The 20,522-nt window shown below is 53.2% G+C and carries 17 protein-coding genes, 3 pseudogenes and 1 riboswitch; of the genes and pseudogenes, 13 read left to right on the top strand and 7 right to left on the bottom strand.

What is annotated here, in order from left to right:
- Positions 1-664 precede the first annotated feature (664 nt).
- Together H2P46_RS16800 and H2P46_RS16795 are read left to right on the top strand one after the other, a co-directional pair.
- The gene (locus H2P46_RS16800; protein WP_193406059.1) at positions 665-1,585 is read left to right on the top strand and encodes an alpha/beta fold hydrolase; all 921 of its coding nucleotides are present in this window, start codon (positions 665-667) and stop codon (positions 1,583-1,585) included.
- Positions 1,578-2,969, top strand: a complete 1,392-nt coding sequence (locus H2P46_RS16795; RefSeq protein WP_193406058.1) for a hypothetical protein — start codon at positions 1,578-1,580, stop codon at positions 2,967-2,969. The genes H2P46_RS16800 and H2P46_RS16795 overlap by 8 nt, the downstream gene beginning before the upstream one ends.
- A gap of 21 nt (positions 2,970-2,990) precedes the next feature.
- On the opposite strand, the gene H2P46_RS16790 is transcribed toward H2P46_RS16795, so the two are convergent.
- The gene (locus H2P46_RS16790; RefSeq protein ID WP_193406057.1) at positions 2,991-4,340 is read right to left on the bottom strand and encodes an MFS transporter; all 1,350 of its coding nucleotides are present in this window, start codon (positions 4,338-4,340) and stop codon (positions 2,991-2,993) included.
- A gap of 175 nt (positions 4,341-4,515) precedes the next feature.
- Positions 4,516-5,418 (bottom strand): GntR family transcriptional regulator, encoded by a 903-nt coding sequence (locus H2P46_RS16785; protein WP_193406056.1) that lies wholly within the window; start codon positions 5,416-5,418, stop codon positions 4,516-4,518.
- Positions 5,419-5,554: 136 nt separating this feature from the next.
- On the opposite strand from H2P46_RS16785, the gene H2P46_RS16780 reads away from it, so the two are divergent.
- Entirely contained in the window at positions 5,555-6,583 is a 1,029-nt protein-coding gene (locus H2P46_RS16780; RefSeq protein ID WP_193406055.1) for a zinc-binding alcohol dehydrogenase family protein, read from the top strand.
- On the opposite strand, the gene H2P46_RS16775 is transcribed toward H2P46_RS16780, so the two are convergent.
- Positions 6,573-7,496 carry a nucleoside hydrolase gene (locus H2P46_RS16775; RefSeq protein ID WP_193406054.1) on the bottom strand — a complete coding sequence of 308 codons (924 nt, stop codon included), beginning with the start codon at positions 7,494-7,496 and terminating at the stop codon, positions 6,573-6,575. The genes H2P46_RS16780 and H2P46_RS16775 overlap by 11 nt on opposite strands.
- Positions 7,497-7,645: 149 nt before the next feature.
- Positions 7,646-7,721, top strand: a riboswitch (Fluoride riboswitch).
- A gap of 91 nt (positions 7,722-7,812) precedes the next feature.
- Here H2P46_RS16775 and crcB point away from each other — a divergent pair.
- Together crcB and H2P46_RS16765 are read left to right on the top strand one after the other, a co-directional pair.
- On the top strand, positions 7,813-8,190 hold the full coding sequence (gene crcB, locus H2P46_RS16770; RefSeq protein ID WP_193406053.1) for a fluoride efflux transporter CrcB: 378 nt from the start codon (positions 7,813-7,815) through the stop codon (positions 8,188-8,190).
- 156 nt (positions 8,191-8,346) lie between these two features.
- Positions 8,347-9,162: pseudogene (locus tag H2P46_RS16765) on the top strand (sugar phosphate isomerase/epimerase family protein).
- Here the strand turns inward: H2P46_RS16765 and H2P46_RS16760 are convergent.
- Positions 9,159-9,764: an alpha/beta hydrolase gene (locus H2P46_RS16760; protein ID WP_193406052.1), complete on the bottom strand. Its 606-nt coding sequence runs from the start codon at positions 9,762-9,764 to the stop codon at positions 9,159-9,161. The pseudogene H2P46_RS16765 and the gene H2P46_RS16760 overlap by 4 nt on opposite strands.
- A 26-nt stretch (positions 9,765-9,790) precedes the next feature.
- Positions 9,791-9,985 (bottom strand): hypothetical protein, encoded by a 195-nt coding sequence (locus H2P46_RS16755; RefSeq protein ID WP_193406051.1) that lies wholly within the window; start codon positions 9,983-9,985, stop codon positions 9,791-9,793.
- 66 nt (positions 9,986-10,051) lie between these two features.
- Here H2P46_RS16755 and H2P46_RS16750 point away from each other — a divergent pair, with 66 nt between their 5' ends.
- Positions 10,052-11,173, top strand: a complete 1,122-nt coding sequence (locus tag H2P46_RS16750; RefSeq protein ID WP_193406050.1) for a GNAT family N-acetyltransferase — start codon at positions 10,052-10,054, stop codon at positions 11,171-11,173.
- Here H2P46_RS16750 and H2P46_RS16745 read toward each other — a convergent pair.
- Positions 11,170-13,003: pseudogene (locus H2P46_RS16745) on the bottom strand (ABC transporter ATP-binding protein). The gene H2P46_RS16750 and the pseudogene H2P46_RS16745 sit on opposite strands and share 4 nt — an antisense overlap.
- A gap of 72 nt (positions 13,004-13,075) precedes the next feature.
- Between H2P46_RS16745 and H2P46_RS16740 the strand changes: the two are divergent.
- Positions 13,076-13,564: pseudogene (locus H2P46_RS16740) on the top strand (GNAT family N-acetyltransferase); the annotation flags it as partial.
- A gap of 50 nt (positions 13,565-13,614) precedes the next feature.
- Here the strand turns inward: H2P46_RS16740 and H2P46_RS16735 are convergent.
- Positions 13,615-14,532: a sugar ABC transporter substrate-binding protein gene (locus H2P46_RS16735; RefSeq protein WP_193406048.1), complete on the bottom strand. Its 918-nt coding sequence runs from the start codon at positions 14,530-14,532 to the stop codon at positions 13,615-13,617.
- Between the two features lie 419 nt (positions 14,533-14,951).
- Between H2P46_RS16735 and H2P46_RS16730 the strand changes: the two genes are divergently transcribed.
- The 6 genes from H2P46_RS16730 (at position 14,952) to H2P46_RS16705 (ending at position 20,470) form a co-directional block, all read left to right on the top strand.
- Positions 14,952-16,346, top strand: a complete 1,395-nt coding sequence (locus H2P46_RS16730) for an MFS transporter (RefSeq protein WP_193406047.1) — start codon at positions 14,952-14,954, stop codon at positions 16,344-16,346.
- Between the two features lie 200 nt (positions 16,347-16,546).
- On the top strand, positions 16,547-16,723 hold the full coding sequence (locus H2P46_RS16725) for a hypothetical protein (protein ID WP_193406046.1): 177 nt from the start codon (positions 16,547-16,549) through the stop codon (positions 16,721-16,723).
- A gap of 174 nt (positions 16,724-16,897) precedes the next feature.
- The gene (locus H2P46_RS16720) at positions 16,898-17,401 is read left to right on the top strand and encodes a TIGR00645 family protein (protein WP_193406045.1); all 504 of its coding nucleotides are present in this window, start codon (positions 16,898-16,900) and stop codon (positions 17,399-17,401) included.
- Between the two features lie 287 nt (positions 17,402-17,688).
- Complete coding sequence (locus H2P46_RS16715) at positions 17,689-19,032, top strand: cation:proton antiporter (RefSeq protein WP_193406044.1); 1,344 nt, start codon at positions 17,689-17,691, stop codon at positions 19,030-19,032.
- A 31-nt stretch (positions 19,033-19,063) separates the two neighbouring features.
- The gene (locus H2P46_RS16710; RefSeq protein ID WP_193406043.1) at positions 19,064-19,402 is read left to right on the top strand and encodes a hypothetical protein; all 339 of its coding nucleotides are present in this window, start codon (positions 19,064-19,066) and stop codon (positions 19,400-19,402) included.
- Positions 19,403-19,573: 171 nt separating this feature from the next.
- On the top strand, positions 19,574-20,470 hold the full coding sequence (locus H2P46_RS16705; protein WP_193406042.1) for an alpha/beta hydrolase: 897 nt from the start codon (positions 19,574-19,576) through the stop codon (positions 20,468-20,470).
- Positions 20,471-20,522 lie beyond the last annotated feature (52 nt).

Raw genomic sequence — 20,522 nt, 5'->3', positions numbered from 1 at the left:
TAGCCTGCACCTGAACAGAAATTTTGTGATCTTCCTCAAAATTTATTGCCCGGAAAATGCGCAGAAGTTATACTTTTCTCGTATTTCTTCAACTAATTTTTAACCGGGTATCCCATGAAACGCATGATAAAGTACGTGTTCCGCGCATATGTTGAGATGTTTAAACACGTACCGCCGGGTGCTTTGAACTAAGCATCGCGGGCAAGTAACCCTCGATAATCGCGGTCAGGGATTGACCGGTGATTATCACTTCTCCTCCCGTTTTCCTTTTGTGTATCAAATAAATTCTCTTCTGATTGGCTATCTGCACGCGAAACGCTATTACAGCGAGGCCGTACGACAGTTTCTCATCTTTTTCTTCCTGATCGGCAAAGCATCCTTTCCGCGGTGTGCTGCGAGCTGACGATTTTGATCTGTGATTGATTGCCTGCATCCTGGCATTCTCGTTGTCGCCAGACACTGTGAGCCTCTTCGCTTCATCGGCCAGCGTGGCCCACGTTTAGCGATGAGACAAAGGTTGAAACTGGAAGAAGCCATGCCGTCATCGGAATATTTCAGCTCGTCGCTACTGCCAGCACAGTGGTGGCCTGAACAGTGAATGATTAACCGCCTGCCGCTGAATCCCGACCTACACTGAATTATTACGTCGGAACAGGAGCAACGGATGAGACGAACTATCCAGAGTAAACGACGACAGCGTGCTGCGCTGGTGGCAGGCGTGGGGTTAGCAACCGCTGCCACGCTGTGGGGCATTAAGAAGTGGCAGCGGTTAAAGCAAACGCCGCCCGTTTCGCCGCGCAGCCATCATGCTGGATTAGCCGGTTATTATCAGCAGATTGGTGACTGGCGCATTTTCACCCGCGTCACACCTAATGAAAGCCACGGTTTGCCGGTGGTGCTGATTCACGGCCTGGTGATGTCGGGCCGGGCAATGGAAGATCTGGCGTTAGCGTTAAGCCGTGACTATCACGTTTTAGTCCCCGATCTGCCTGGATTTGGCGCCAGTGCGCTACCGGCGAAAGCGCCGATTTTATCGGTGGATGCGTTAGCCGATGCGCTGTGGTTATGGTTGCAGCACAACAATTTTCAGCGGGCCATCTGGATCGGCAACTCGTTTGGCTGCCAGATTCTGGCCGCGCTGGCGGTGAAGCACCCGGACGCGTTGGCTGGATTAGTGTTGCAAGGTCCAACCGTTGATCGCCATGCGCGCAGTCTGCCACGGCAAATATGGCGTGACTGGCGCAACGGGCGGCTGGAATCACATCGGCCCCCGGGCGAACTGGCGTTAATTGACTACGCCAAAGCCGGATTATGGCGCGCCTTTGGCACCTTGCGCGCCATGATGCGCGATCATATTGAGCGGCGGCTGACCTATATCACCGCGCCAACGTTGCTGTTGCGTGGCTCGCGCGATCCCGTATCGCCAGCACGCTGGGTCGAAGAGCTTGCCGCGCTGCTGCCTAACGGTGAAACCCTCACTTTGCGAGGCGGCACTCATACGCTGCACTTTGTCTATCCATGGAGTTTCTGTCGCGCGATCCGTCCCTTCCTGGCGCGCATTCAGCAGGAGAATCATCATGAGTAAACCGCCAAAAGGTATTGCCCGCTTTGACTCCTCTGCTGCGATGTTGGTGGCGCTGGCCAACGCCCTGCACGATCGCCCATTCGCCAGCCCAAGCCAGTCGCCCACGCTGGATCGGCTGCTGCCATCATTAAATAAACTTCCCATGCGGTTGCGTGAATGGGGCTACGCCGTTGGTGGCATGGCGGAAGGCATCACCCTGAAACAAGCGGGCGAACTGGATATTGAGGGCATCGCCGAGTGGATGGTGAGTGAATATCCCCAGCAATCCTACCCGGCGGCGTTTATCGGCTCGTCGAACGGGGCGATGATTCACCTGGCAGCGGCAATGGGCGTGCCGTGGCTTCCCCAGACTTTTCTCTGCCCGGTGCGTGCCCTGAATAACGATCCCGATGATGCCCAGGCCGGTTTTGAACAAGGCAAGCCGGTAGCGGCCGCTTTGCTGGCGGCCTGGCCGCAGCTGGCGGTCCATCATATGCAGGATCCGAACCAGGACCGGCTTATGCTCGATCAAATGAGTTACTACCGCCTGAAAATGCGCGCGCTGCCGCTGGCGTTTAACGAGTTTTTGATGGGCAGTTTGCCAGCCGGTTCCACGCTGTTTATTAATCACTGTACGCGACAGTGGCCGGTCACGCGCACCAGCGATCGCTCATTCTTTCAGTTTGGGGCGTTGGGCGGCGCGACCGAAAAAGAGTATCTGCAAGGCGGGCCGCGTGTTGCTGGTTATCTGGCGCGTTATGGTATCGGACGCGATAAATGGGACGCGCCTGCTGTCACCGACACGGTACCGGAAGCGGAATGGGGTTTAGACGGTTATCTGATTTCGCCGCTAAAAAGCCTGGCGACTTCGCAGGGCCTGAAACTGATGGAAATCCGCTATGAAGAGCCGGAAGCGCTGAGTTTTGTCGTCGCTGAAATTTATCGTGACTGGTATCTGGCGGCAGGTATTTTGTCGACTCGTCTGACGGTAGACAGCTTCTTATTGATGGATCCCTGGTGCAGCATGCATCAGCACGCGATCCCGTTCTGGCTGGTATTTTGTACTTCGCCATCAGCGGCAACGTTGCAAAAATTTCTGGAAAAACAGCCACCGTTCCGCAATATCGACATGATGCTGTTTTCACATGGTACGGAAAGTATTGGGCTGGCAGAAATTTCACGCTGGCAGGAATTGCTGAATTTTGCCCGGGATGAGGGGGCCTTCGTTGGCGTTGATACTGAACGTTTTCCACGTGACTTCGCCACACTGGCGCGCTTCGACTCAGCGCTGCGTGAACGGGCGCCGCTGTTGCCGCCCCCTCCACCGCTCAGCGTCGAAAAAGTCATTTCAGGAATTCAGCGTTACGGCGTGCGACACGGTGTAACGCTGACGGCGCTGAATTAAACAGCGCCGTCACGGCAGGGACTAATCGTTGTCGGTAATCGGTTTACGCACCAGCACCAGGTAAGCCAGCGCGCCAGCTAAGGTGACGCAGGCACAAATTATCAGCGCCAGGCTGAATGATTTGGTGGTATCGAGTACCCAGCCAGTAATCACCGGGGCAAACGAGGCGAAGATAAAGCTGGCAAAGTTCTGAATGCTGCCGACCGACGCTGTCATGCGTGCTGTCACATTGGCATGGATCAGTCCCCAGCACGAGGTTCCGGCAAAGTGGATGCAGAACAGCGCCATACCAATCAGTGTTACCGCGCTGGTGGTATCGGTGGCCCGCGTCACAATGGCGGTGAACGCGGCAGACAACACCATACCGCTGACGATACACGCTTTACGGGTTTTTACTGCATCGTAACCACGACGTACCAGCGCATCCACCACATAGCCATTCAGCAACATGCCTGCAGCGCCAAACAGGAAGGGAATCGCTGCCAGCAGGCCGGTGCTTTTCAGATCCAGATTGTAGGTTGACTGTAGGTAGCCCGGCAGCCAGGCGATATATAACCATGCGGTGTAATTGATCCCACTGAAACCAATCATCATTCCCCACATGGTGCGCTGCCTGAACAGGCCTCGCCACGCTTTGAAGCTGATGGGATCTTTCCGTGACGCCACGCTACCTGCTTGCAGATAATTAATCTCTTCTGCGCTCAGCGTATTGTTGTCACGATCGCGGTAAAGCATGTACCAGCCAGCGGCAAGAAAAATACCCATAATGCCGATAGTAACGAACATGCCGCGCCAGCCAAGTACCAGCAGCATGGCCGCCAGGATAGGCGGAGCCACGGAAAGGCCAATCATTGAGGCGGCGTTAAACATGCCCATTGGCATACCGCGATCTTTAATGTTGAACCAGTCGTTAATGACTTTAACGCCACACGGATTCATGGGCGCTTCACCCACGCCCAGGCCGATGCGCACGAAGATAAACTGAGTAAAGTTATGCACCAGCCCGGCTGCTGCCTGAAACAGCGACCAGATGAACATACCCACACCAAGCATAATGCGCGGACCTTTGCGGTCCAGCAGCGCACCGCACGGCAACTGAGCTAAACCATATGCCAGCGAAAATGCAGACAGTAGCAACCCAATTTCTGTCGCGTTCAGGCCCATTTCTTCACGAATAGTCATATTGGCAACAGAAAGCGAGCTGCGATCGAGATAGTTAATCATGGCGGCGAGTAGCAACAGCAGCATGGCCGTTACCTGAATTTTACGAATGCGCGGCGAGCGCACCACATCGCTGCGCATCGGGACGTAATCCTGAACGGCAGGCTCACCGGGCCTGGTATCGCGGCCGGTAACCGATGTCTTGTCCATTGCAACCTCCCAGGGCTGAATACTTATCGTTATGGTGAAAGCGGATGTTCGCGCGGCGGTCAAAAGGAAAGACGCCTTGACGTTGCCGTCGAGACTAAAAGCAATGGCAGGATAATGTTGCAAAGATGTTTCGGTTTCGTGCGGGAGCTAATGCTTTGCGGTTTTTAATCGGTACTTAATGATATTGGTGAATGGAGCGCACCATTGAAGATTTGGCTGTCGCTAAATGAGTATGCAATGCACATAGCGCATCCACGTCCTGACGGCCAATAAGCGCCGTGAGTATCGTCATATGCTCTTCCAGAGCCACAATGTTGCGCTGCTTTAAATCACTTTCATCCCATTGATAATGCGAGTGAAAAATCACCGAAATAATTTCCAGCGATTGATTGAAAAACGGATTGTTAGCAGCGGATAAAATCAGCGAATGCATCTGTTTATCTAATGCGGCGAAGTGACGATAGTTGCTGGCAATGGTATCGCGCATCGATCGGTGGCGATCCAGCAGATCGCGCGCCTGAATCCAGCGTTCATCCTCAGCAGGCAGGTTGAGAAAGCGACTCAGCGCATGCGTTTCCAGCATTTCACGCAGCTCAAATAACTTCTCGGCGTAATCCTGAGTAAACTTTTTCATTCGCCATTGCCCGCGCTTTACCGGCTCCAGCAGATCATAACGCATAAAGCGCAGCAGAAATTCACGCACGACCACCGGACTGACTTTTACCTGATGTGCCAGTTGGAGTTCGCTGAAGGTATCGCCTGGCATCAACTGGCGCTGGTTAATCATATTAAAAAACGCCTGCTCGAACTGACTGACCTGCTGTTCTATTGGGGGCTTTAGTCCGCTAAAACCGTCATCGTCGGTGGGATCGCGCACAATAACGTAGCTCTCTTCAACCTTTTTCAGCACGCCGCGTTGATGCAGATAATGCAGCGTGTGGCGTACCGTGGTGCGGCTGATATTGAACATTTCGGCCAGCGCAGCCTGCGGCGGCAGAGGCGATCGGATATGGCGCTGAGCAATGCTTTCCAGCATTTGGTTAATCACGTTGTGCCGCAAATTCTGGCTTCGACTCATATCGTCTCCGGTTTTTTATGCATTAAAAACCATTCAAAGCCCAAAAAAATCGTTGTGCTTCACAGATTCCACAGCGGAAATCCACGGGCAGCGCGTGATTCGTCATAAATGCCTGCAAGACAATGGGAGGATCATCATGACAATAATGAAAACGCTGGTTATTGCAGAGCCGCGTAAAATGGAGTGGGCGACACGTGAATCGCCCACTCCCGCTGCAGGCGAAGCGCTGATTAAAATTCTCACCGCCGGCATTTGCGGAACCGATATTCACGCCTGGGCAGGCAATCAGCCTTTCTTTAGTTATCCACGCATACTGGGCCATGAATTATGTGCCGAAGTGGTCGCGCTGGGCAGCGGCACCTGCGGTTTTACGCCAGGCCAGCGCGTGGCGCTGATCCCTTATCTTGCCTGCCAGCGCTGCGATGCCTGCCAGAGCGGTAAAACCAACTGCTGTGAAAAGATTTCGGTCATCGGCGTGCATCAGGATGGCGGCTTTTGTGAATACCTGAATGTGCCGGTCAGCAATCTGCTGGCTGTGGATGATGTGGCGCCGGAAGCCGCCGCGCTGATTGAACCCTTTGCCATCAGCGCCCACGCGGTACGTCGCGCCGGCATTATTGCCGATGAGCATGTGTTAGTGGTGGGAGCAGGGCCGATTGGCCTTGGCGTGGCCGCGATTGCCGCTACGAGCGGGGCAAAAGTCGTGGTTGCAGATACCAGCGAGTTTCGTCGTCAGCATGTGAAAGACAAGCTGGGCCTGGTGGCGTTACATCCGGCAGACGACGGTTTTTACGACGCGCTGCGTGAACAGTTTAATGGCCGACTGGCGCTAAAAGTGATCGATGCTACCGGCAGTCCGACAGCGATGAACAACGCGGTAAATTTAATGCGCCATGGTGGCACCATTGTTTATGTCGGCCTGCATAAAGGTGATTTGGTCATCCCTGACAGTGAGTTCCATAAAAAAGAGACCACGCTGATGGGCAGCCGCAATGCGACACGTGAGGACTTTGATCACGTCCGGGCGTTGATGGCCAGCGGTAAATTACACGCCGGGATGATGCTGAATAAACATTTTGCTTTCTCGACGCTGGCTGAAACTTTTGAGCCGCAGGTGATTAATAATCGCGAGTTGATCAAAGGAGTTATCCATTTTAATCGTTAATTTTCAGTGTGTTAAAAAAGTGCGTGCGTACCGCCTGGGCATCCACCTGTAAAGCGATACGCTGTGTGGGCAGATCGCGAAAAGCATCCTCGCGTGACGCTAACGCGCTGAGTTTACGCACCGTTTGCCCGCTGGCGATGCCTTCGGTAATAACCCGTAGCGGGCTTTCTGTCAGAGTAAAAGCCTGGGGCAAACACAGCCAGGAAATGGTCAGCGTGTCGTGCAGCGCCATGCCATCAAAGCCTTCTTTCGCCAGGCTGTAAGCAAGGTAAGGACGGCAAATAGCGCTCAATACCGGCTGATTAAGTTGATGCACTTCTTCGCCGCGAATAAGCACTTTGTGGGTAACATCCAGCGGCAATAAAATAACCGGCAATGCTGAGGACAGCACCTGATCGGCAGCGTGCGGATCTTTCCAGATATTGAATTCACTAAACGGCGTCACATTGCCCGCATGTCCGTCGGTGCCAAACGCGCCGCCCATAATCACCAGTTCTTTCACCTGCGAAATGATGTCGGGCGCCTGATTAATGGCGCTGGCGATATTGGTCAGCGGGCCAATCGCCACCAGGGTGATTTCATGCGGCTGCGCACGCACGCTATCAATAATGAACTGCACTGCGCCTGGCGCCTGGTCACTGTAGGTATTCTCGAACGCATCGCCAAGCCCATCCTCGCCATGTAGCTTAGCGGGAGTGCCGGGTGCCAGAGCCAGCGGCCGGGAACAGCCGCGATAAACCGGTGCAACGATTCCCATTTTCTCGCAAAACAGCCGGGCATTTTTCGTTGCCTGATGCACGCTGACATTGCCAAAAACCGTGGTAATGCCAAGCAGACGCTGCGTTTTTGCGGCATATGCCAGCGCAAAGGCATCGTCAACACCAATATCAGTATCAAAAATCAAGGTGCGCATGATGTTCTCCTGGTTAAGGGGAAACCCGCTTAGGTTGGGCATTCCAACCTACTTGAAAGTGCACGGCTGAGCGATAAAAATTCCGCGTTTCGTGTTGCGGTGTCCTTAATTCCCTGAGTTGTCAGTTTTTACTCTGGCACGTATTATCGTCACCTTAAGGTGATGGCGTTCCACCTTTCCCAACCGCTGTGGATTTAATCTGCGGCTGATGACGCCTGACATAAACCGTAATCCTCGCGCAGGAGCGGCTGTGTCAGGTGCGTTTTTTGCCTCTCACCGCTAGCCTGCGCGTCATTCTTAATCAGGAGCATTATTGATGTTGAAATCACTGTTAGCCGTAATGTTAGGCGGGGCGGTTGGCTGTTCGTTGCGCTGGCTTATTTCGCTGCGTTTTAACGCGCTGTTTCCTAATCTGCCGCCTGGCACGTTGATCGTGAATTTAATCGGCGGCTTTATTATCGGCGCTGCGTTGGCCTGGTTCGTAAAAAATCCGCATATCGACCAGACCTGGAAACTGCTGATCGTCACCGGTTTGTGTGGCGGCCTGACCTCTTTTTCCACCTTCTCTGCTGAAATTATCTTGCTGCTACAATCAGGTAAGTATTTCTGGGCGATGTCGAGCGTGTTCATTCACGTTACGGGTTCGTTGCTGATGACCTTTATCGGCTTTGCTGCCATCAATGCGCTGGGGTGATGCCTGACGCGTAAAGGGAGTGAAATCGTCCTTGAAATAACACTTAAGAGGTAGATACTGTTTTAGGTTCTGTAAAGAAAGCGCTGCTGCCAGGCGTGAACAACTGAACCTGAATATTCAGACACCGATTAATCCAGACGATTAAGGAGCCCGTTAATGAGCCATAACCCTAAATTCCTTAACCTGGTGTTGTTACACGGTGGGCCCGAGCAAAAATTGCAGGCGGCACAGGCGGCGGGTTTCGATCAGGTCGAAATCTGGCGTGAGGATGTGCAAGCCAGCGAGCAGGGCGCTGCAGCGTTAGCGCAATTTGCGGATCAGCAAGGGATAGGTTTTACCAATTTGCAGGTATTACGCGATTCTACCGGCACGTCCGCTGGCTTACGTATCCAGAAGCGTGAAGAGTTGCGCCAGTTTATCCAGATGGCGCAGGCGCTGGGCTGTGACACTATTCAGGCGCCCGCCAGTACGCGTGAAGATTGCATTCCCGAACGCATTGATGATGATTTGCGTTGGATGGCATCGGAAGCCGCGCGCTAAAAAAGGCGCTTTATGTACGAGCCAATGGCATGGTGTAGCGTTGATAATACGTTGCCGCTGGCATGGGAACGCTTGCAGCGCCTCGATCAGCCCAATATCGGTCTGGTGGTCGATCTGTTCCACATTTGTGCCCCTGGCGGCGATGCATCGCAGCTGGACGGCATTCCCGCCGATCGTATTTATGAAGTGCAACTGTGCGATATGGCAGAAAGACCGTCGCAGGATAAACAGGCGTTAATCGATATGGCGCGTCATCAGCGCTTGCTGCCGGGTGACGGCATTATCGAAATTGAACAGTTTGTCGATAAACTGAAAAGCGTTGGTTATCAAGGTCCGGTTGGGATTGAAGTCTTTAACGATGCGCTTAAACGCTTGCCGCCGGCCGAAGCGGCACAACAAGCGTGGCAAGCGTTGAATCGTTACTGGCCTTAATCCTGTAAACACTGCGCGATAAACGCTACAGCATCCATCGCGCCCTGGGCAGAAATCGTATGTCCGGTATTAGGTTCAAACCGCGTTTCGGTGGCGATGCCAGCGCTTTTAAGCCGCTCTGTCGCTGACTCGCTTTCGCGCCACGGAATAACCTCGTCGGCGCGTCCATGAATCAGCAAAACCGGCGTATAAGCTTGCGGCGTAAGCGGACCATCAAACGCCAGTCGGCCTGAAAAAGCGACCACGCCCGCCAGCGGGTGGCGTCCACTTGCCAACGCATCCAGCGCCATAATCGATCCTTGTGAAAAACCTACCAGCATGACGTTTTCCCAGCGATCGGCCATGCCGTTTTGCGCCATGATCGCGCTGATTGTGGCGTCAAATGCATCCCGCGCTGCACGCACGCGGGCTGGGCGGTTCTTTGCAGTTACGCCTGTCAGGCTAAACCATTGATACCCGAACCCTTGCTCAAAGGCGTAAGGCGCATCTGGCGAAGCAAACGCCACATCCGGTAAAAATGATGACCAATGCCGACCAATCGGTGCAAGATCGTCGCCGTTGCTGCCTACGCCATGCAGAAAAATCACCAGTGCTTTTGCCATGTTTATTCCTTGAAAACCGTAATGACTCAGGGCTGGGTCTGGCGGAACCATACAGTTGAGATGCAATGTGTTGATTGAATAATGACCGGGCTGATGTGATCGATACTAACAGTTCCACGCATGGTAACAAATTTCCGATCGCCGACAAGGCGATCCATCACGATGGCTGGCAGCCATAGACGGGTAAATAAGCGGCTCGCAGCCTTCACATTAGGTGCCATCGCGCTTCCCCTGTCTCCAAAAACCTGCTTGACTGATCGCTCGCCCGAACTTGTCTGGAGTTGTTGATGTCGCTGATTCACCTGACTTCATTAGCGGAAATCGCTGCCGCCGAGTGGGATGCGATCTTACCTGACGATCAACCTTTTTTACGCCATGCTTTTCTTGCCAGCCTTGAGGAGAGCGGCAGTGTGCGCGCTGAATCCGGCTGGCAGCCCGATCACCTGTTGTGGCGCGAAAACGGCATATTACGTGCCGCAATCCCCGGCTACCGCAAACGCCATTCAATGGGCGAATACGTCTTTGATCACGCGTGGGCCGATGCCAGCCAGCGCGCAGGCATTCGCTATTATCCCAAATGGCTCGGCGCGATCCCTTTTAGCCCGGTGACTGGCGCGCGCTTGCTCGGTGACGCCAGTGCAGTCGCTCAGCTGCTGGCTGCTTTACCGGAAACGCTGCGCAAAAGCGGCCTGAGCAGCGCGCATATTAATTTCACTGATGCACAGGCTAACCGGTTATTGCAAAGTGAAAACTGGCTGGCACGGTTGGGGCTTCAATATCACTGGCACAATCGCGGCTATCGCGACTTCCAGGATTTTCTCGACACGCTAATGTCACGTAAGCGCAAACAGTTGCGCAAAGAGCGTGAACAGGTAATGCAGAGCGGCCTCGAATTTGACGGCTATCGTGGCGATCAGCTGCGTGAGGATCAGTGGGATTTTGTTTATACCTGCTACGCCAATACCTACGCGGTACGCGGTCAACGGCCTTATCTGACGCGTGATTTCTTTAGCCTGCTGGCTGAGCGGATGCCACAAAATATCCGCGTTGTGATTGCACGCCTACAGCAGCAACCGGCCGCGATGGCGTTTTACCTCAAGGATGGTAAAGCACTCTATGGGCGTTATTGGGGATGTCTGGCAGAGTTCGATCGGCTGCACTTTGAAACCTGCTTCTATCAGGGAATGGATTTTGCTATCGCCGAAGGATTGCAGCGCTTTGATGCGGGGGCGCAAGGGGAGCATAAACTGGTGCGCGGCTTCGAGCCGCTGATCACCCATTCGTGGCATTACTTAATGCATCCGGGCCTGCGCGAAGCCGTGAATGAATTTCTTCAGCAGGAAAGAGAGGGCGTGCGCGCCTGGGCTGAGGAAGCGCGCGACGCCTTACCCTATCGACGTGGTGATTAATCGGCGCCGACGAAACCACCGGTTTGATGTTGCCATAAGCGGGCGTACAGGCCGTTTTGTGCCAGCAGTTCGCGGTGGCTGCCCATCTCGACAATCTCACCTTTCTCCAGCACGACTAAGCGATCCATTTTCGCGATGGTTGATAAACGGTGCGCAATGGCGATCACCGTTTTACCCTGCATCAACGATTCCAGGCTTTCCTGAATGGCTGCTTCGACTTCCGAATCAAGCGCGGAGGTCGCTTCATCCATAATCAGAATTGGCGCGTCTTTCAGTAATACGCGCGCAATCGCCACACGTTGACGTTGACCGCCCGACAACTTCACGCCGCGCTCACCAACGTGCGCATCTAATCCGGTGCGTCCCAGCGAATCGGACAGTAACGGAATAAATTCATCGGCACGGGCACGATGAATTGCCGTCGCCAGTTCCTGCTCGCTGGCATCGGGGCGTCCATACCGCAAGTTTTCACGGATTGAGCGGTGTAACAGCGAGGTATCCTGAGTGATCATGCCAATCTGGCCGCGCAGGCTCTCCTGCGAGACGTCTGCAATGTTTTGATTATCAATCATAATGCGGCCACCGTTCAGGTCGTACAGCCGCAGCAGTAAATTCACCATAGTGGATTTGCCTGCGCCAGACGGGCCAATCAGTCCAATTTTCTCACCGGGTTTAATGTCGAGGTTGAGGCGGTTAATGACCTGACGGCCACCGCCGTAATCGAAGCGCACATCTTCAAAACGGATATTGCCGCGTGTGACTTCCAGCGCTTTAGCCTTTGGTACATCCTGCACGCTGAGCGGCTGGGCAATGGTATTCAGGCCATCCTGCACCATGCCGATATTTTCGAAAATGCCGTTCACTACCCACATAATCCAGCCAGACATATTCACCAGGCGGATCACCAGGCCGGTCGCCAGCGCGATGGCGCCGACGCTAATCAGCGATTCACTCCATAACCACAGCGCCAGCCCGGAGGTGGAGACAATCAGCAGGCCGTTCAGCGCTGACAGCGTTAAATCCATACTTGGTCACCATGCGGCTGGCATGCTGTGTTTTATCGGTTTGCTCCTGGATGGCTTCACGGGCGTATTGACGTTCTAAATCGCTGTGGGCGAACAGTTTGATGGTGGCGATATTGGTGTATCCATCCACAATGGTTCCCATCAATTTTGAGCGCGCTTCCGACGACACCACCGAACGCGCTTTCACGCGTGGCACAAAGAAACGCAGCGAGGCGCTATACGCAATAATCCAGATCACCAGGGGGATCATCAAACGCCAGTCCGCCTCGGCGAACAAGAACAGCGAGGTCACGGCATAAATCAGCACGTGCCAGATAGCGTCTACCAGCTGCACCGCAGAATCACGCAGCGCGTTGCCCGTTTGCATAATGCGCTGTGCAATGCGCCCCGCGAAATCGCTCTGAAAGAAATTCAGGCTCTGACGCAACACATAATTGTGGTGTTGCCAGCGGATCATGCTGGTCATACTGGGATTAATACTCTGATGTACCAGCATGTCATGCAGAGCAATAAAAACTGGCCGCAGGATCAGCGCGACAAAACCCATCCACAATAAAATTCGCCCGTTATCACTGAACAGGCTGGCGGGTGTTGAATGGTTAACCAGGTCAATAATGCGGCTTAAATAGCTGAAAAGCGCTACTTCAATCAGCGCTGATCCTAGCCCCACGACCAGTAGCGCGGCGAAACTGGGCCACACCTGACGCAGGTAATAAAGATAGAAAGGCCAGACTGAGGATGGCGGCGTATCGGTGGGAGCATCCTGAAAAATATTGATAAAACGTTCAAAACGACGATACAACATAGATTCACTCTTTCCGTCCCATGAAGAGTTACAGCTTAGTGCAATAAAACCTATCGTCTAACAGGAGAAAATATGGAAATTATTATTCGTGGACGTGAACCAGGCGATGCTGCGGCTTATCAGCGTTTGTACAGCCATCCTGATGTTTATCCCTGGACGCTACAAATGCCGTATCCAAGCGTAGCCACGTGGGAAAAGAAATTTATAAAAATGGACGCTGAAGGTTATATCGCCTTTATCGCCGAAATTGATCGCCAGATGGTGGGCGAGTTAACGCTGTTTGTCGATAATAAGCCGCGTACCCGCCATTGCATCAGCTTTGGCATCGGCGTTGATCCCGCCTTTAGCGGACGTGGAGTAGGCGAGCGTTTGATTCGTACTGGCATAGAATATGCGCAAAACTGGTTGGGCGTGACGCGCATCGAACTGGAAGTGTTTCACGATAATCACCGTGCGCTGCGCTTGTATGAACGTCTCGGCTTTGAGCGCGAAGGTGTGCGTCGGCAGGCATCGCTGCGGGAAGGTAAACTGCATGATGTGGTGATGATGGCGACGATTATTGCCTACCAGATAAAGAACGGAGCAGCCGTTCAGCTGCTCCGGTTTCGCATTTATTTACTTTTTTCAACGTACTGCTGCATATTCTGTTTAGTGACCAGCTCAAAGGGGATCCATTGATGCGAATCGACTTTTTCGCCTTTCATTAAACGTTGTGCCACTTCAACCGATTTTTTGCCCTGTCCAATCCCATCCTGAAAAACCGTGACCTGCATACCGCCTTTAGCCAGCGATTTTAATCCGTCTGGTGTCGCATCAATACCGCCGATCAGAATGGTTTTATTCGGTTTCGTCTGTGCAATTGCCATGGTGGCACCGATCGCCATCTCGTCATTATTCGCGGCGACAATATCAATGTCTTCGCCATTCGACAGCCAGTTAATCATCAGATCCACGCCTTCGCTACGCGAGTAATTGGCGGTCTGTTTCAGCACGACTTTCATATTGGGATATTTCGCGACGACCTGTTCAACGTCTTTGGTGCGCTGCAATGCGCCGGCATCGGTCAGATTGCCGATCATAATGGCGACGTTGCCGCGATAGTTGGCCATCTTCGCCAGCGCTTCCATTTGCAGCACGCCTGATTCGCGTTCGTCAGAGCCAACAAACACGACGCCTGGCGGCAATGCCTTATTGCCGGGTGAACGGTTCACGAATACCAGCGGGATCTTCGCCTGTTGCGCCAGCTTAGCCAGCACCGGTGTACTGGCCGAATCGACCGGATCGACGATGATGGCATCCACACCTGAACCGATAAAACTTTGCACCTGATCGGTTTGTCGCCCGACATCGCCGCGTGCGTCCTCAAACTGCGTTTCCAGTCCGCGCGCTTTTGCTTCTTTATCAATCGCCTGTCGAATAATAGTCAAAAAGTTTTGGTCAAAGTAGGCCATCGACACGCCAATTTTTTCAGCCAGCGCAGAAGTGGAGACACCTAACAGGCACAGCAATACAAATGCGTTTTTCTTCATCGCAAACTCCGCAGGGTATTTTAGAATTTTATTTTCATTCAAAAATAAAATGGTTGAATGAATTCATTTGTAGCCTAAGTGTCGGCCCGCGCTTTGGCAACTTGCTGATTTTACTGTTGCTAACGGGTGCACATTTTGCTGAAAAATAGAGGGCGCATAGCTGTCATAGTGACCGATTTCTTCGACCTGGCGCACATTCCACAGCAAAAACAGGATTCTTTTTTGGCTTATGTGCAGCGTCGCACTGCGTGTTGTGGCAGATGCCAAAATTTCCGGCAAATGCGTCTGATAATCTCACCAATCGCACAATGACCTTTTATTGCTCTTCTATCTATATTGCCTGGACAGGGGAATTTCAGCGGTATTCCTGAAAAAAATCTTTGCGGCATGGAGCTGCCCCTTTTTAAGGAATTCACCTCATGTTGAAAGATAAACGCGTGACCAAAACGACGCATGTTCGCATCTGGATATTGTGTTTGATCTTGTTCTTATCGGTTGTGGCATATGCCGACCGCTCGATCCTGTCGATCTCCGGATCGGCGATCAAAGAGGAGTTTGGCCTGTCAGCGATCCAACTTGGACTGATCCTGTCGGCATTTAGCTGGGCTTACGTGATCGGCCAGATCCCCGGCGGCCTGTTTCTTGACCGTTTTGGCGCCAAAAAAGTGTATGGCGTGACGCTGGTTCTCTGGTCAATAGCCACCATTGCGATGGGCTTTGTCGGTGAGTTTTCCAGCGGTATGACCGGTGCGTTGGTGCTGATGTTCGGCCTGCGCTTTGTGCTGGGATTGATTGAAGCGCCAAGTTTTCCGGCCAACGCCCGCGTGGTTATCATGTGGTTTCCTGGCGCGGAACGCGGTCGCGCCTCTTCGCTGTTTAGTTCGGCGCAATACTTCGCTGTCGCCATATTCTCACCGCTTTCCGGCTGGCTGGTATCACGCTACGGCTGGGAATGGCCGTTCTTCGTATTAGGCGGCATTGGCGTGGTGACCGTGCTTGTCTGGGCCAGTTATATGCGTGAACCGCGAAATCATACAGGCGTATCGGAAACGGAGCTGCGCCACATTGTTGATGGGGGCGGGCTGGTGGATATTGACTCCGCGAAAACGCTGAAGGAGCGTCCGGTGCTGAGCAAAGCGATATTCAGGAAATTGCTGACTAACCGTATGTTATGGTGCGCCTACCTCGGACAGTATTGCATCATTGCGCTGAGCTATTTCTTTATCACCTGGTTCCCTATTTATCTGGTGCAGGCGCGCGGCATGAATATTCTTGATGCCGGTTTAGCCACTATCGCTCCGGCGCTGTTCGGTTTCCTCGGTGGTATTAGCGGCGGTTACATCTCTGACAAGCTGCTCGCGCACGGCTGGAGCGTTTCCTGGGCACGCAAAACTCCTTATATCGTTGGTATGCTGATGGCGGCAAGTCTGACGCTGGCGGCGGTGATCCCCAGCAATGTCGGCATTATCGCCATTATGTCGTTTGCCTTTTTTGGCAAAGGCGTGGCGGCGGGAGCGGGCACCTGGACGGTGATCAGCGATACCGCGCCAAAAGAAGCGGTTGGCCTGGCTGGCGCGATTTTTAACGGCATCGGTAATATCGCCGGTTTCGTCACGCCACTGCTGTTTGGCATCATCGTCGGTTTGACCGGCAGCTACAGCATTGGACTGGCATTTGTCGGCGCCCACTGCGTGCTTGCCGCCGTGCTGTTCCTGTTTGTCATGGGCCCAATCGAGCGTGTCGGTAAAGAACAGCCGGTCAGTAAGGAAAGCTTCGAAAGACAGAGGGAAGAAGAGAGCATCAAAGCAATTTAACGTGCGGATAAAGGATATTCTTGCCGCCGCGTTTGATGAAAAAACGTGAGGCACCTTTACGTCTTATCGCCTCTGAGAAAAGCAGAGTGCTTATCTCAGAGGCTGATCCACAATCGACGCGCTGATGATGCGCTGAGAAATAGCACCTTATTAATCAGCGCCTGTCTCTCGCTTCTCCGCCCCTGTTACTCATCCGCAACGTGACCATTGGTTCTCAGCCGATCGCTACGTTACGCAATGCAGCGTTCCAGATCGTCAGCAGAAAGATCGCGCATACCTTTTTCGGAGCAGGCACCGCTATGTTTCAGCAGAACAAGCCGAACGTGTGGGCGATGTTTAACAAGGCTGGCTTCAGAGCCGGTTGCGAAACAATTTAATTTGCTGAAAAATCAGCGGATAAACCGATAAAAATCGCGAGGCACTGCTAAGGTGTGCGGCGTGTAGACTGTTATTGATAAGGCGCGCTTGCCTGGATTTGTGAAAATGGATTGAAATAAATTTGCCGTTCATCGGTTATAATGCCTCACTTATTGGTAAATTACTGGAAGCTTATGGAACGTTTTGCCGAAAATCTGATGTATGCATCGCGCTGGTTATTGGCTCCGGTTTACATTGGCCTTTCGCTGGGATTGCTGGCGCTAACCATCAAATTTTTTCAGGAAATTTTTCACCTGTTGCCCGGCATTTTTAGCATTGCGGAAAACGATCTGATTCTGCTGCTGCTGTCGCTGGTAGACATGACGCTGGTTGGCGGCCTGCTGGTTATGGTGATGCTGTCGGGTTATGAGAATTTTGTTTCTAAACTCGACATTGATGAAAATAAAGAGAAGCTGAGCTGGCTGGGAAAGATGGATTCCGGCTCGCTGAAGAATAAAGTCGCGGCCTCGATTGTGGCAATTTCTTCTATTCATTTGTTGCGCGTCTTTATGGAAGCGCGCAATGTCACTAATGACAAGCTAATGTGGTATGTGATTATTCACCTGACGTTCGTGCTCTCGGCATTTGTCATGGGCTGGCTGGATAAGATGTCGCGTGGTGAGAAACAAGGGCATTAAAACTGATCGTCTGCTTACGGGTCCTCAGTGAGGGCCCGGTACAAAAAGTCTCGCCTTCAGCTCATCCGGGGCCGCTCGTGTGCTCTGCCAGCTCTGATACTTTCTCTTCATCATGGCAAAAATAGCGGCATCTTTACTGGCTGTCTCTTTAGCGGGATCGGCATTATCGACCGGAGCCAACGTTGTTAGCCTGACCCTGCTTTGCCGCCCCGCCTTAAAAACTGATCCTTCAGCCTGACAATTCTTGTGCCAGGCTTAGAGATAATCTCGAATTAAGACGGATCACTATGGATTTTCTTGCCTGGACAGCCGCAACGGGTTGCCTGTTGTTGCTAATGTCACTGGCTTCCGGTTGGATACACCGTGGGCCGGTCACTCCATTCGGCCTCTTTTTGGTTGCGGGCTTGCTGTGTGGCCCATGGATGTTTAACGTCCTGCAAATTGACATACTCAGCCATGCCGATCTGGTGGCGCATATCACCGAAATTACCATGGCGGCGTCCCTGTTTATTACCGGCCTGAAGCTGCGTCTGCCGCTCAAAGCCCACAGCTTGCGTACCGGCGTTCGGCTGGCGTTTCCTGCCATGCTGTTGACCGTGATGGCGATGACCGTATTGGTGCACTGGCTTATTGGCTTTGACTGGCCGCTGGCGCTGGCGTTTGGGGCGATTGTGGCGCCTACCGATCCGGTGCTGGCAAGTCTGATTTCAGTTAACGATGCACGCGATGATGATTCGCTGCGCGTGGCGATCTCCAGTGAAGCGGGAATGAATGACGGCTCCGCTCTGCCGTTGCTGGTACTGGCATTACTGCTGTTCAACGGGCAGATCCTGAACGGTGCGTTGCTGACGCAGTGGGGCGCAAGAGAGGTGCTGTGGGCGATTGGCGGCGGGCTGCTGACAGGGTTCGTCCTTGGGCGAATAATCGGTTTGCTGGCAACCCACTTGCGCAGCGCGAATGGCGATGTCGCGCCTAATGACTTTCTTGCCCTGGCGTTAATTGCGCTAAGTTATGCGCTGGCGCAATGGTTAGGGGCATCCGGTTTCCTCGCCGCCTTTGCCGCCGGTGTGGGTTTGCGCCGTGCCGAGCTACGCGTGTTCAAACGTTATCAGTCGGATGATATGTCTGAGGATGAGCGTGTAATGCCTGCCGAAGCGCTGGTAAACCCCAATAAACGTATGGAACAGCAAGGCAACGGCATGGTCAAGTCGGTAGGGCTGGTGGTAGGGGATGCGCTATCGTTTGGCGATACTATCGAACGCTTGCTGGCTGCGTTGATGATGGTGGTGCTGGGCGTGACGCTGGTGCATCACTGGAACCTTAACGGCGTGCTGCTCGGACTGTTGCTGTTTGTGGTTGTCCGGCCGTTGGCGGTATGGCTTGTGACCATTGGCGGCGGCATTCCCATGGCGCAACGATTGCTGATCGGCTGGCTGGGAATTCGCGGTATCGGTAGCCTCAACTATATTGCCTTCGCCTGGGTTCATGGCATGGAGGGAGAACAGGCCGAGTTGATGGTTGATATGGCGCTGACGCTGGTGGTGTGCAGCATTGTGATTCATGGCGTAACGGTGACACCGCTGCTTAACTGGCGGCAGAAACGACTTGAAGCGCGCCATCGCAATCAATAATTTTCTTAACCCGATAAAACAGGAGTATTAAATGAAAACGACGCAAATACTGCTGCTGGGCATGCTGGTTTCCGGCAGCGCACTGGCTGCTGATGATAATGAACAAAATGTCTATGCCAGCCAGTTGTGTCACATTGTCAGCAGCGAACATTCGACCTCTAATGCTGACCAGTACGTTGAGAAAATGAAATCAAATGTGGCGCAAAGCCAGTCGTCATCTGCAATGAAAAAGCCGGAATTTGATGAGGATACCGCGCATGATGTCGTCAGCGCATGGCTGCAATTAGGGGATGACGAGCGCGCCAAATTGCGTTCGGATGAGCAGCAGTGTGAACAAGCCGTCATGGCCCAGTTTCAGCAAGAAGATTAATACCGCCCGCTTCACTCACATACAAACGCGTCTTTTCGACGCGTTTTTTTATGGATTTTAAGGTAAAGTTGCGGACATAATCGCCAGTATCTGGCACTGGATTCGTCTCTACTATTACCGCAGCGAGCCGCAATGGTTGGCTGATTCGTTTGGCATTAAATAACAGGCATTATGATTACGCGTCGACACTTTATTCTCGGCTCGGGAGCGCTCGCGCTTTCGATGACGACCGGCAAATTGTTTGCCCGTAATGACATCGTTCCTCTCTGGCCGGATGAACCTCCCGGCGGCGGCGGCCCGTCCGGTGAGCTACATGTCAGCAAAAATGGCTCCTGGTCGAATATCGTGAGTCCGGCAATTCAGCGTTTTAATCCGGAAAATCCTAACGGTGAGGCCGTATTAATCGCGGCGGGTGGGGGCTATCGCTGGATTGGCATGGGGCGCGAAGCCTGGCCAGTCGCACGCTGGCTTAATACAAATGGCTATACCGCCTATGTATTGAGCTATCGTCTGCCCCATGAGAAGTGGCAAGCTGGGCACCTGGCACCGCTACAGGATGCGCAGCGCGCTATTCGCCTGGTGCGCTCGTTTGAGCGCAAGGTGCATGTGCTGGGCTTCTCAGCCGGTGGGCATCTGCTGGGGATGGCAGCAGCCCGACCCGATTTTGCGTCTTACGCCCCCCAGGATCCACTGGATGAGATGGTGCCAAACGTTGACAGCGTTGGCATGATTTATCCGGTCATTACGCTCGAAATGCCCTATCAGCACACCACGACGCATTTGATGATGGTGGGAAAAAATGCCACACCACAGGATGAGGCCAGCTGGTCGGTGCAAAACTATGTCACGCGTAACTATCCGCCGACGTTTTTAGCGCAGGCTGAAGACGATCGCACGTCCAGTCCTTTCAACACCGAGTTAATGCGCAACACCTGTCGCCGCAATCATGTGCCGGTTGAGCTGATTCAGATTAGCGAAGGCGGTCACGGCTTTGGTTTGGGGAAAGCAGGCACGCCTGCTGCGTTGTGGGATCAAGCCTATGTGCGCTGGCTGGAGCGGTTTAATTAACCGGCGTTGGCATATATGGCCGCATCGTCAAAGAAGTAAAAAGGCTACGTTG

Source organism: Mixta mediterraneensis (genome assembly GCF_014946725.1).
GTDB classification, from domain to species: domain Bacteria; phylum Pseudomonadota; class Gammaproteobacteria; order Enterobacterales; family Enterobacteriaceae; genus Pantoea; species Pantoea mediterraneensis.
Note: the sequence above shows the minus strand (reverse complement) of the source record. Positions and strands in the feature narration are given on the sequence as shown.